The organism is Mycobacterium sp. UM_Kg27 (genome assembly GCF_000972905.1).
GTDB lineage: Bacteria > Actinomycetota > Actinomycetes > Mycobacteriales > Mycobacteriaceae > Mycobacterium.
Window position 1 is genome coordinate 1 of the sequence record NZ_JRMM01000127.1, and the last position, 12409, is coordinate 12409.

Annotated in this window: 10 protein-coding genes; 6 read left to right on the plus strand and 4 right to left on the minus strand. The window is 66.3% G+C overall.

What is annotated here, in order from left to right:
- The 3 genes from LI94_RS23900 to LI94_RS17155 all read left to right on the plus strand — a co-directional run.
- Positions 1 to 362, plus strand: a 362-nt coding sequence (locus LI94_RS23900; RefSeq protein ID WP_046301944.1) for a hypothetical protein, incomplete at its 5' end; no start/stop codon positions are given.
- A 5-nt stretch (positions 363 to 367) separates the two neighbouring features.
- The gene (rraA, locus tag LI94_RS17150) at positions 368 to 841 is read left to right on the plus strand and encodes a ribonuclease E activity regulator RraA (protein WP_046301938.1); all 474 of its coding nucleotides are present in this window, start codon (positions 368 to 370) and stop codon (positions 839 to 841) included.
- Positions 842 to 854: 13 nt separating this feature from the next.
- Complete coding sequence (locus LI94_RS17155) at positions 855 to 1586, plus strand: YggS family pyridoxal phosphate-dependent enzyme (protein ID WP_046301939.1); 732 nt, start codon at positions 855 to 857, stop codon at positions 1584 to 1586.
- Positions 1587 to 1622: 36 nt separating this feature from the next.
- On the opposite strand, the gene LI94_RS17160 is transcribed toward LI94_RS17155, so the two are convergent.
- Positions 1623 to 3092 carry an NAD(P)/FAD-dependent oxidoreductase gene (locus tag LI94_RS17160; protein WP_024442789.1) on the minus strand — a complete coding sequence of 490 codons (1470 nt, stop codon included), beginning with the start codon at positions 3090 to 3092 and terminating at the stop codon, positions 1623 to 1625.
- A gap of 76 nt (positions 3093 to 3168) precedes the next feature.
- Between LI94_RS17160 and LI94_RS17165 the strand changes: the two genes are divergently transcribed.
- A complete protein-coding gene (locus LI94_RS17165; protein ID WP_046301940.1) occupies positions 3169 to 3804 on the plus strand; it encodes a TetR/AcrR family transcriptional regulator in 636 nt (211 codons plus the stop codon).
- A 22-nt stretch (positions 3805 to 3826) separates the two neighbouring features.
- Here the strand turns inward: LI94_RS17165 and LI94_RS17170 are convergent, their stop codons facing one another.
- Positions 3827 to 4249 carry a hypothetical protein gene (locus LI94_RS17170; RefSeq protein WP_046301945.1) on the minus strand — a complete coding sequence of 141 codons (423 nt, stop codon included), beginning with the start codon at positions 4247 to 4249 and terminating at the stop codon, positions 3827 to 3829.
- A gap of 236 nt (positions 4250 to 4485) precedes the next feature.
- Here LI94_RS17170 and LI94_RS17175 point away from each other — a divergent pair, with 236 nt between their 5' ends.
- Entirely contained in the window at positions 4486 to 5334 is an 849-nt protein-coding gene (locus LI94_RS17175) for an LLM class F420-dependent oxidoreductase (RefSeq protein ID WP_046301941.1), read from the plus strand.
- A gap of 450 nt (positions 5335 to 5784) precedes the next feature.
- Here the strand turns inward: LI94_RS17175 and LI94_RS17180 are convergent, their stop codons facing one another.
- Positions 5785 to 7236: a glutamate synthase subunit beta gene (locus LI94_RS17180; protein WP_024443809.1), complete on the minus strand. Its 1452-nt coding sequence runs from the start codon at positions 7234 to 7236 to the stop codon at positions 5785 to 5787.
- On the minus strand, positions 7229 to 11833 hold the full coding sequence (gltB, locus tag LI94_RS17185) for a glutamate synthase large subunit (protein WP_046301942.1): 4605 nt from the start codon (positions 11831 to 11833) through the stop codon (positions 7229 to 7231). The genes LI94_RS17180 and gltB overlap by 8 nt, the downstream gene beginning before the upstream one ends.
- A 262-nt stretch (positions 11834 to 12095) precedes the next feature.
- Between gltB and LI94_RS17190 the strand changes: the two genes are divergently transcribed.
- The coding region (locus LI94_RS17190; protein WP_046301943.1) for a glutamine synthetase beta-grasp domain-containing protein at positions 12096 to 12409 on the plus strand (314 nt) is incomplete at its 3' end.

Genomic DNA, 12409 nt, shown 5'->3' on the forward strand with positions numbered 1-12409 from the left:
TGTGTATAAGAGACAGCGCCAAGAAGGCCCCGGCGAAAAAGGCGGCCGCTAAAAAAGCCCCGGCCAAGGCGGCCAAGAAGGCGCCAGCGAAAAAGGCGCCCGCTAAGGCCGCCCCCGCAGCGCCTGTGCCGGCCCCACCGGTGCCCGCCACGCCGGCGGTCGCCACCAACGGCTCGGGCCACCTCGCTGAGGGCGCCAAAGAAACGGCGGCCCAGGCAAAATCCACGGTGGACTCGGCCCGCAATCCGCTGAGCACGCCGGTTTCACCGGCACCGCGTTCGCCCGGCCCGCTGCTGGCCGCCGGAATCCTCGGCGTGATCGCGCTGCTGTTGCTTCGCCGCCTGCGCGCGCGCCGGGGCTGACCGGCGTGACGGCACGCTTCCGGCCCACCGCCGACCTGGTCGACGAGATCGGCCCCGACGTGCGCAGCTGCGACGTTCAGTTCCGCCAACTCGGCGGGCGTACGGAGTTCGCCGGTCGCATCAGCACCGTGCGCTGCTTCCAGGACAATGCGCTGCTCAAATCGGTGCTCTCAGAACCGGGCGACGGCGGGGTGCTGGTGATCGACGGGGGCGGCTCGCTGCACACCGCGCTGGTCGGTGACGTCATCGCCGAGCTGGCGCGCAGCAACGGCTGGGCAGGGCTGATCGTGCACGGCGCGGTGCGCGACGCCTCGACCCTGCGCACCCTCGACATCGGCATCAAGGCGCTGGGCACCAATCCCCGCAAGAGCACCAAGACCGGCGCCGGTGAGCGTGACGTCGTCGTCGAGTTCGGCGGTACCGCCTTCGTTCCCGGCGCGATCGCCCACAGCGACGACGACGGCATCGTCGTCGTCTAGGACCGGCACTCCGATGAACGCCACCCTGCGGGCGCGTTGGGAACAGCTCCGCGCGCGCGTCGACGACGCGTGCCATGCCGCGGGGCGTTCGCCCGCAGACGTCGACATCCTGCCGGTGAGCAAGACCTTCGGTCCCGAGCTGATCCGCGACGCCGTCGATCTGGGCATGCACCGATTCGGCGAGAACAAGGTCCAAGAGATCAAGGACAAGGCGGCGGCGTTGGCCACCGAGGAGGCCGGCCCGGGGATCGACTGGGTGATGATCGGACACCTGCAGACCAACAAGGCGGGCGTGGTGGCACGGTTGGCCGCGGAGGTGCAGTCTTTGGACCGGTCCAAACTTGCGGTGGCGCTCGACCGCCATCTGCGCGCCGAGAACCGCGTCATCGACGTGCTGGTGCAGGTCAAGACCTCTGACGAGCCCAGCAAGTACGGCCTGGATCCCGACCAGCTGCTGCCGTTCCTCGACGAGCTGGCCGATTACCCCACGATGCGGGTGCGCGGCCTGATGACGCTGGCCATCAACACCGACGACCCCGACACCGTCCGCGGCTGTTTCCGCCGGCTGCGCCAGTTACGCGATACCGCGGCCGAACACGGCCACGTCGTGCCGCGGCTGTCGATGGGGATGAGCGGCGATTTCGCGCTGGCCATCGCCGAGGGCGCTACCGAGGTGCGGATCGGGACCGCGCTGTTCGGATCCCGGCCCTACCCCGACTCCTACTACTGGCCGGAGCGCCCTTAACACCGGGCGCCGGCCCCGCCGCCCTCGCGATCGCCGCTAGACGCTTACCGGCGCCCGGTGCTTGCTGAACTTCAGCGACTTCTCGTCCACCTTGCCGTGCCGGATGAGCCGCAGGTCCAGCAGGTAGTTCTGCTTGAGCCGCCACGGAGCCTCCGAGCCCGAGCGCGGCAGGTCGTCCATCGCCCGGCGGAAGTAGCCGGGGCTGAAGTCCATGAACGGCTCTTCCTTCACCGCGGCACCGGGGTGCTGCGGCTCGACCCGGTCGAATCCGTTGTCGTCCATGTAGTTGAGCACCCGGCAAACGAACTCCGAGACCAGGTCGGCCTTGAGCGTCCACGACGCGTTGGTGTAGCCGAAGGTCACCGCGGCGTTGGGCACCCCGGAGAACATCAGGCCCTTGTAGGTCATCGCCTTGGGCAGATCGATCGGCTCGCCGTTGCGCAGCAGCGATGCCCCACCCAGCAGCTGCATGTTCAGCCCGGTCGCGGTGATAATGATGTCGGCGTCGAGTTCCTGGCCGGAGTTCAGCCGGATCCCGGTCTTGGTGAACGTGTCGATTGTGTCGGTGACGACGTCCGCCTTGCCGCTGCGGATGGTCTTGAACAGGTCACCGTTGGGCGCCAAGCACAACCGCTCGTCCCACGGGTTGTACCGCGGCCCGAAGTGCTTCTGCACATCGAAGCCTTCCGGCAGCCGGTGCTTGGCCATCGTCATCAGCGTCTTGCGCATGTACTTGGGAAACTTCCGCGCCAGCTGATACTGCAGAGTGCTGAAGCCGATCGCCTTCCAGCGGTTGGCGAAGTGCGCCGCTTTGGTCGGCAGGAACCGGTTCGCCTGAACGGCGAACGGGTCAACCAGAGGCAGCGCGCCGATGTAGGTCGGCGACCGCTGCAGCATGGTCACATGCCCGGCGCCGGAGTTGACCAGCGCGGGAATCAACGTCACCGCGGTGGCGCCGCTGCCGATCACCACGATCTTCTTGCCGGCGTAGTCCAGGTCCTCCGGCCAGTGCTGCGGGTGCACGATGGTGCCGGCGAAGTCCGCGGCGCCGGGGAACTCCGGCGAGTAGCCCTGTTCGTAGTTGTAGTAGCCGCTGCACGCGAACACGAACGACGTGGTGATCTGCTGTTGCTCGCCGTTGTTGTCGACGGTGACCGTCCACTGGTTGTCGGCGTCGGACCAGTCGGCCGAAACGACCCGGTGCCGGTAGCGGATGTGCTTGTCGATGCCGTTCTCGACGGCGGCCTCATTGATGTAGTTCCAGATGTCTGCGCCTTCTGCGATCGAGTGCGCCGACCGCCACGGCTTGAACCGGAAGCCCAGGGTGAACATGTCGGAGTCCGAGCGGATGCCGGGGTATTTGAACAGGTCCCAGGTACCACCGAGGTTGTCCCGGCTTTCCAGGATGGCGTAGCTCTTGTTCGGGCAGCGGTTCTGCAGGTGCCAGGCCGCGCTGATACCGGAGATGCCGGCGCCGACGATCACAACATCGAGGTGTTCAGTCATGGCGCCAGATTATCAACGGTGTGTCGAGTCGGTCAACACCCTGTTGAGTAAATCAACGTCGTGTAAAGTAGCGCCCATGGCCAGCCCCAATGCCACCCGTCACGGACGCCGCGCGGCGCGGCCATCCGGCGACGATCGGGAGCTGGCCATCCTGGCCACCGCCGAACGACTGCTCGAGCAGCGCCCCCTGGCCGAGATCTCGGTCGACGACCTGGCCAAGGGCGCCGGGATCTCGCGACCCACCTTCTACTTCTATTTCAAGTCCAAGGACGCGGTGCTGCTCTCGCTGCTGGAGCCGCTGATCGCCGCGGCCGACTCGGAGTTCGTCGGGGCGGTGCAACGACTGCCCACCGACCCGCGCCGGATCTGGCGCAGTGGCATCAAAGCGTTCTTCATCGCGTTCAGCTCGCATCGCGCGATCGCCCGGGCCGGAACCGAGGCACTGGCCACCAGTCCGGAGTTCAAGGCGATGTGGAACGGCTTCATGCAGAGGTGGATCGAGCAGACCGCTGCGATGATCACCGCGGAACGCGAGCGCGGCGCCGCGCCGACGACCATCGAAGCCCTGGATCTGGCGACATCACTGAACCAGATGAACGAGCGCACCATGATGGCAGCGCTGGTCGCCGAGCAGCCTTCGGTACCTCACGAGAAGGTGGTCGACACATTGACCCACGTCTGGGTCAGCAGCATCTACGGCCAGGCGTCCTGACGCCGGCCGCAGTCAGACGCTGTCAGAACCCGCCGACACCGAACCCGGCCAGCAGCACCGCGAAGCCGCCGACCTCGCCGATGACCAGCAGCACCATGCCGGCGCGCAGCCGCCAACCGAGCCGCTCGAACTGGTTCGTGGTGTCGCGCAACGCGCCGTGCAGCATGTAACTGCCGATCGCCACGACGAAGAAGAACACGATGACCATTGCCGCGACCATGTTCACCCAGGTCGGCCAGGCGCTGAGTTCCACGAACACCGCGACCAGCATTGTCGCGAAGGAGTACATCAACGCCGCTCGATGTGCGATGTCAACGTAGACGTGCGCCTGGCGACGGTCCGAGGTCGCGATCTGTTGATACTTCCACGCGCCCAACAGCAGAGCGAGCAGAAAGATCAGGCCGGCCGACAACAACGTCACCTTGGTGTCGATGTCCAGATTGATGACCACCGAGTGAGCCTACGTCCCGCCACCTGAGTTTGCGGCTCCGCCGACCTTGCGATCGCCGCGGGGTTCACGGCGGCGACCCGCCGCGGCCGGCCCCCCGCAAGCGGGAGGTACCCCCACCGCCGGCCTTGCGATCGCCGCGGGGTTCACGGCGGCGACCCGCCGCGGCCGGCCCCCCGCAAGCGGGAGTTACCCCCACCGCCGGCCTTGCGATCGCCGCTAGGCTCGGCGGGATGCGCTTCGCATTCAAGACTTCGCCGCAGAACACCACCTGGTCCGACATGCTGGCCGTCTGGCGAGCCGCGGACGAGATCGACGTCTACGAGTCCGGCTGGACCTTCGACCACTTCTACCCGATCTTCTCCGACCCGACCGGGCCGTGCCTGGAGGGTTGGACCACCCTGACTGCGCTGGCCCAGGCGACCACCCGACTGCGACTCGGCACGCTGGTGACCGGCATCCACTATCGCCATCCCGCCGTGCTGGCCAACATGGCCGCCGCCCTCGACATCATTTCCGGCGGACGCCTGGAGTTGGGGATCGGTGCGGGCTGGAACGAAGAGGAGTCGGGCGCCTACGGGATCGAGTTGGGCAGCATCTCCGAGCGTTTCGACCGTTTCGAAGAGGCCTGTCAGGTCTTGATCGGCCTGTTGAGCGCGGACACCACCACCTTTGCCGGCACCTACTACCAGCTCACCGAAGCCCGCAACGAGCCCAAGGGACCGCAGCGCCCACACCCGCCGATCTGCATCGGAGGCAACGGCGAGAAGCGCACGCTGAAGATCACGGCGAAATACGCCCAACATTGGAACTTCGTGGGCGGCACTCCCGCCGAGTTCGCCCGCAAGCGCGACGTGCTGGCCGCCCACTGCGCCGACATCGGGCGCGACCCGCAGCAGATCACCTTGTCGGCGCACCTGCGGTTGCAGCCGGATCTCGATTACGGCCGGCTGATCGAGGACGCCGTAGCGCTCGGCGCCGAGGGCCTGGATCTGGCGATCATCTACCTGCCGTCACCGTACGACCCGGCAGTTCTCGAGCCATTGGCCGAGGCCATTCGCGACTCCGGATTACTGGCATAGATCACGAACTGATAACGGTCAGCAAACTCCTCCGGAAGGCCGCGGCCCCCGGCCCGGCCGGACCTATGTGGCGAAGCGCAAGAGTTCGTCGGCGGTTACCAAACGCTCGTGCTTGGCGGGAAACCCTCGGCTTCTGCGCGGATGGCGCAGCAGTGACCAGGCCATACGGCCCATCCGGTATCGGTATATCGAGTTGATGTACACGGCGCTGACCCCCGCCCCGGTTCGGACCAGATTGGAATAATGCGGACCATGTTAACACGTTGTTAACGCGGATCACATAGCTGTCCATTAGACACCCGGCGTGTGGCAAACAACACGCGACGCGCCGATACTTGAGACAGAAGTTGCTTAAGTGACGGGTGAGATTGCGGTCGCGATTCGACCTGGCAGCCCGCATCCTTCTCGCACCGCGTCGTCGCGCCGCGAGCTGAATGCGGGCTACTCGACTCAGCGAAGCGGCGCCGCGGTCGCGGTGATCGGTGAGGGCAATGCGGTGCGGCCCATCAGGTACCGGTCCACGCTCGCCGCGGCACCGCGCCCTTCGGCGATTGCCCACACGATGAGGGATTGACCGCGGCCCATGTCGCCGGCGACATAGACACCCGGCACCGCGGTCGCGTACTCCGCGTCGCGGGCCACGTTACCGCGCTCGGTGAACTCCACCCCCAGATCGGCCAGCAGCGGTGAACGTTCCGGCCCGACGAATCCCATTGCGAGCAGAACCAGGTCGGCTTCGAGTTCGAAGTCGGTACCGTCGACCTTCTCGAAACCGCCGTTGCGGCGGCGCACTTCATGGGCCCGCAAACCGGTCACCTGACCGTCCCGGCCGATGAATGCCTCGGTGTTGACCGAGAACACCCGATCACCACCCTCCTCGTGCGCGGACGTGGTTCGCATGATCAACGGGTAGGTCGGCCACGGGGTGGACGGATCCCGGATCTCAGGCGGCCGCGGCATGATCTCGAACTGATGCACGCACGTCCCGCCCTGGCGGTGCACGGTGCCCAGGCAGTCGGCACCGGTGTCACCACCGCCGATGATGACGACCTTCTTGCCGTGCGCGGTGATCGGCGGCTCAGCAAGGTCGCCGGCCTGCACCCGGTTCGCCCACGGCAGGTATTCCATCGCCTGGTGGATGCCCTTGAGCTCCCGGCCCGGGATCGGCAGGTCTCGCCAGGCGGTGGCACCGCCGGCCAGCACAACGGCGTCGAAGTCTTCACGCAGCTGCTCGACGGGCAGATCCACCCCGACATTCACGCCCGTCTCGAACGTCGTTCCCTCGCTGACCATCTGTTCCAGGCGCCGGTCCAGAATTCGCTTTTCCATCTTGAATTCCGGTATGCCGTAACGCAACAGACCACCGATGCGGTCATCGCGCTCAAAGACGGTCACCGCGTGTCCGCCCCGGGTGAGTTGCTGGGCGGCGGCCAGTCCGGCCGGCCCCGAGCCCACTACCGCGACCGACTTCCCGGTGCGGACCGACGGCGAGATCGGTTCCACCCAGCCCTCGGCGAAGCCACGTTCGACGATCTCGTACTCGACCTGCTTGATGGTCACCGGAGGCTGGTTGATGCCCAGCACACAGGCCGGTTCGCACGGCGCGGGGCAGAGCCGGCCGGTGAAGTCCGGGAAGTTGTTCGTGGCATGCAGCCTGTCGAACGCCTCACGCCACCGCCCGGTACGCACCAGGTCGTTCCACTCCGGGATGAGGTTGCCCAGCGGACAGCCGTTGTGGCAGAACGGAATGCCGCAATCCATGCAGCGTCCGGCCTGCTCACGCACGGTGTCCTCGGCGAAATCCTGGTACACCTCGTTCCAGTCGCCCAGCCGCTCCGAGACCGGGCGGCGCAACGGCAGGATGCGCTGGGTGTTGGTGATGAAACCTTTCGGGTCAGCCATGAGCCGCCGCCATAATTGCCTCCTCAGGATCTATGCCACTGGCCTGCGCCTCGGCGACCGCGGCGAGCACCCGCCGGTAGTCGCGCGGCATCACTTTGACGAAGTCCCTTCCGCGGTTGGCCCAATCGGCCAGGATCGCGCGGGCGGGCACCGAGTCGGTGGCGGCGACGTGTGCCGCCAGCACGTCACGCAGCCACGCCACATCGTCCTCGTCGAAATCGTCGAATACGTCGAGGTCCACCATCTCGGTGTTCAGCCGGTCACCCAGCTGCCGGTCCGGGTCATAGACATAGGCCACGCCCCCGGACATGCCGGCGGCGAAGTTGCGCCCGGTCGGGCCCAACACCACCACCTTGCCTCCGGTCATGTACTCACAGCCGTGGTCGCCGACTCCCTCGACCACTGCTACCGCACCGGAGTTGCGGACCGCGAATCGTTCCCCGACCACCCCGCGCAGGAACAACTCGCCGGATGTCGCGCCGAACAGAATCACGTTGCCGCCGATGATGTTCTCCTCCGCGACGTAGCCGTCGGGCGCATCCAGCGGGGGCCGGACCACGATCCGGCCACCGGACAGCCCCTTGGCCACGTAGTCGTTGGCGTCGCCAAAGACCCGCAGGTTGATCCCCGGCGGCAGAAATGCCCCGAAGCTGTTGCCAGCCGAACCGGTGAAGGTGATGTCGATGCTTCCGTCCGGCAACCCCTGGGCACCATAGGCTTTGGTGACCTCATAGCCGAGCATCGTGCCGACGGTCCGGTTCACGTTGGATATCGCGCTGGTGAACTTGACCGGGGTACCGGCATCGAGAGCCTCCCGGCTCATGACGATCAGCTGCTGGTCCAATGCTTTGTCCAGACCGTGATCCTGACCGGAGGTGCAGTACAGATCCTGGTTCATGAACGCTGACTCCGGCTCATGCAGGACCGGCCCGAGGTCGAGCTTGTGGGCCTTCCAGTGGGCGCGGGCCAGCGTGGTGTCCAGCGCATTCACCTGCCCGACCGCCTCGTTGATGGTGCGGAATCCCAAAGCCGCCAGGTACTCGCGCACCTCTTCGGCGATGAACCAGAAGAAGTTCTCGACGAACTCCGGTTGTCCGCTGAACCGTTCGCGCAACGCCGGGTTCTGAGTTGCCACGCCCACCGGGCAGGTGTCGAGGTGACAGACCCGCATCATGATGCAGCCCGACACCACCAACGGCGCGGTGGCGAAGCCGAATTCCTCGGCCCCCAGCAGCGCCGCGATGACCACGTCGCGCCCGGTCTTGAGCTGGCCGTCCACCTGCACCACGATCCGGTCCCGAAGTCCGTTGAGCAGCAAGGTCTGCTGGGTTTCAGCCAGCCCGAGTTCCCACGGCGCTCCGGCGTGCTTGAGCGAGGTCAACGGCGCCGCCCCGGTGCCTCCGTCATGGCCGGAGATCAACACCACGTCGGCGTGAGCCTTGGACACTCCCGCGGCCACCGTTCCGACGCCGTTCTCGGCGACCAGCTTCACATGGATGCGAGCCTCCGGGTTGGCGTTCTTCAGGTCGTGGATCAGCTGCTTGAGGTCCTCGATGGAGTAAATGTCGTGGTGCGGGGGCGGAGAGATCAGTCCGACACCCGGGGTGGCATGCCGGACCTCGGCGATCCAGGGATACACCTTGTTGCCCGGGAGCTGACCACCCTCGCCGGGCTTGGCTCCCTGCGCGATCTTGATCTGCAGGTCGGTGCAGTTGACCAGGTACTCGCTCGTCACGCCGAATCGCCCCGAGGCGACCTGCTTGATGGCGCTGCGCCGCCAGGAGCCGTCGGCGTCGGGCAGGAAGCGCCCGGCGTGCTCGCCGCCCTCACCGCAGTTGGAACGGCCGCCGATCCGGTTCATCGCGATCGCCAGGGTTTCGTGTGCCTCGGCGGAGATCGAGCCGTAACTCATGGCGCCGGTCGCGAAGCGTTTGACGATCTCGGTGGCCGGTTCCACCTCGTCAAGGGGCACCGGGGGCCGTTCCCCGGTCTTGAATCGCAACAGACCCCGCAGCGTCGCCAGGCGTTCGCTCTGGTCGTCGACCAGCGTCGTGTACTCCTTGAAGACCGAGTACTGGCCCGTTCGGGTGGAATGCTGAAGTTTGAACACCGTCTCCGGGTTGAACAGGTGGTGTTCGCCCTCGCGGCGCCACTGGTACTCCCCGCCCACCGGCAGTTCGCGGTGCGCCCGCTCTTCTGGGCGGTCCAGGTAGGCCAGCGCATGGCGGGCGGCGACATCGGCGGCGATGTCATCGAGGGTGATCCCACCGATCGGGCAGTACAGGCCGGTGAAGTACTCGTCGAGAACGTCTTGCGAGATACCTATCGGCTGGAACAGCTGCGCTCCGGTGTAGGACGCCCGCGTCGAGATGCCCATCTTGGACATGACTTTCAGCACGCCCTTGCCGGCGGCCTTGGCATAGTTGGCCAACGCCTTCTCGCGGTCGAGGCCTTCGATCAGACCCCGGTCGAGCATGTCCTCGACGGACTCGAACGCCAGGTAAGGGTTCACCGCGGCGGCGCCGAACCCGATCAGGGCAGCCATGTGGTGCACCTCGCGGGCGTCGCCGGCCTCCACCACCAGACCCACCTTGGTGCGGGTCCGCTCGGCGACCAGGTGGTGATGCACCGCCGCGGTGGCCAGTAGCGACGGAATGGGCGCCATAGTCTCGTCGGACTCCCGGTCGGAGATCACCAGGAAGCTGGCGCCTTCGGCGATCGCCTCCGAGGCCCGCGAGCACACCTGCTTGAGGGCTGCACGCAGCCCGGCACCGCCTGCCGCCGGCGGGTACAGGCAGCTGATGACGGCCGTGGACAGGCCGTGCGGGCCCCGGGCACCGATCCGCTGGTCGGGGCTCAGCTTCAGCAGCTTCGCCAGCTCGGCGTTGCTCAGGATCGGCTGGGGCAGCACGATCTGCCGCCAGGTGGGTTCGTCGGTGTTGAGCAAGTCGCCTTCGGGTCCCAGCGCACCCTGCAGGCTGGTGATCACCTCTTCGCGGATAGCGTCCAACGGCGGGTTGGTGACCTGGGCGAACAACTGCTGGAAATAGTCGAACAGCAGCCGGGGCCGCGCCGAGAGCACCGCCACCGGGGTGTCGGTACCCATGGACCCGATCGGCTCAGCGCCGGAGCGCGCCATGGGAGCGAGCACCAGGTTGAGCTCTTCGTAGGTGTAGCCGAACATGTGCTGCCGCAACAGAACCCGGTGATGCTCCATCCGGGGCGCATCGCCGGGAGGCAGTTCGCCGATTCCGATCAGGCACTCATCGATCCACTGCTGGTACGGCCGTTCGCCGGCCAGCGTCGACTTGATCTCGCGATCGGAGATGATCCGCCCGGCGGCGGTGTCAACCAGGAACATCTTGCCGGGCTGCAGCCGCTGCCGGTGCACCACCGTGGCGGGGTCCAGGTCGAGGACACCGGCCTCGGACGCCATCACCACCAGCCCGTCTTCGGTTACCCAGATACGCGACGGCCGCAGGCCGTTGCGGTCCAACACCGCGCCCACCACGGTGCCGTCAGTGAAGGTCATCGAGGCCGGGCCATCCCAGGGCTCCATGAGCGAGTCGTGGTACTCGTAAAAGGCTCGGGTGGGCCCGTCCATGCTCTCGTGCCGTTCCCAGGCCTCCGGGATCATCATCAGCACCGCGTGCGGCAGGCTCCGGCCGCCCAGGTGCAGCAGTTCGAGCACCTCATCGAACCGGGCGGTGTCGGAGGCGCCCGGCGTGCAGATCGGGAACAGCTTGTCCGCGCTGCGTTGGCCGCCTTCAGCGCCGAAAATGTCGGTGCGGATCAGCGCCTCCCGGGCACGCATCCAGTTCTCGTTGCCGGTGACGGTGTTGATCTCACCGTTGTGGGCGATCCGGCGGAACGGGTGGGCCAGCGGCCACGACGGAAACGTGTTGGTGGAGAACCGAGAATGCACCAGGCCCAGCGCGCTTTGCATCCGCTCATCGGCCAAATCGGGGTAGAACGCCTTGAGCTGCGGCGTGGTCAACATGCCCTTGTACACCATGGTTCGGCTGGAAAGGCTTGGGAAATAGACGGATTCCCGACCCGGTCCGTCCTGACCAGGACCCTTGCTGCCCAGCTCATGTTCGGCGCGCTTGCGCACCACATAGGCTCGGCGCTCCAGAGCCATACCCGAGGCCCCGCCGATGAACAGCTGCCGGAAGGTCGGCATCGCATCTCGAGCCAGCGCGCCCAACGACGAGTCATCGATCGGCACATCGCGCCAGCCGAGCACCTTCAGGCCCTCCGCCTCGACGATCTTCTCCAAGCCGACACAGGCTGCCGCCGACTCTTTGGCCGACTGCGGGAGAAATGCGATCCCGGTGGCATAGCTGCCTTCGGGCGGAAGCTCGAAGTCGGTCACAGCACGCAGGAACAGGTCCGGAATCTGGATCAGGATCCCAGCGCCGTCACCGCTGTTCGGTTCGGCTCCGGCAGCGCCGCGGTGCTCCAGGTTGAGCAGTGCCGTGATCGACTTATCGACGATGTCGCGACTGCGCCGGCCATGGATATCGACCACCATGGCCACCCCACACGCGTCATGTTCGAACGCGGGGTTGTAGAGCCCCACCCGACTGGGCGCCATCGCCACCTAACCCTTCGCACGTCCTTGTCCGTTGCCCATAGGACAAGCGGTCAAGGGGATTGATCCGTGCGACGTTGAACGGCGTTCCTGCCTGAAAAGTCTCACAGGCAACGTAACGATATACCGCGACCCAGCAAACGTGCCAGTTCGCTGGACAACGAGCCTGCCGTGAGGTTTGTGTTACGTCGACGCAATAACTGGATGATGTCCAGGAAATGTGCACTGCCTATCGTTTGGCTGTCTGCACGCGAAGGAGACCAATATGGCCGCCGACATTTTCAAGCTCGTCGCCGACGAGTCCGTCGAGTACGTCGACATTCGATTCTGCGACCTGCCGGGGGTTATGCAGCATTTCTCGATCCCCGCCTCGGCGCTCGACGAAAGCGTATTCGAGGACGGGCTCGCCTTCGACGGATCCTCGATCCGCGGATTCCAGTCCATCCACGAATCCGACATGCTGCTGCTGCCCGACCCGGAAACCGCGCGCATCGATCCGTTCCGGGCCGCAAAGACGTTGAACCTCAACTTCTTCGTCCACGACCCGTTCACCCGCGAGCCCTACTCCCGCGACCCGCG

What these genes read in the sequence shown, in the direction of transcription:
- LI94_RS17160 (WP_024442789.1), bottom strand. Translation starts at nt 3,092, where the DNA reads ATGACTGAACACCTCGATGTTGTGATCGTCGGCGCCGGCATCTCCGGT.
- LI94_RS17165 (WP_046301940.1), top strand. Translation starts at nt 3,169, where the DNA reads ATGGCCAGCCCCAATGCCACCCGTCACGGACGCCGCGCGGCGCGGCCA.
- gltB (WP_046301942.1), bottom strand. Translation starts at nt 11,833, where the DNA reads ATGGCGCCCAGTCGGGTGGGGCTCTACAACCCCGCGTTCGAACATGAC.
- LI94_RS17180 (WP_024443809.1), bottom strand. Translation starts at nt 7,236, where the DNA reads ATGGCTGACCCGAAAGGTTTCATCACCAACACCCAGCGCATCCTGCCG.
- LI94_RS17175 (WP_046301941.1), top strand. Translation starts at nt 4,486, where the DNA reads ATGCGCTTCGCATTCAAGACTTCGCCGCAGAACACCACCTGGTCCGAC.
- LI94_RS17155 (WP_046301939.1), top strand. Translation starts at nt 855, where the DNA reads ATGAACGCCACCCTGCGGGCGCGTTGGGAACAGCTCCGCGCGCGCGTC.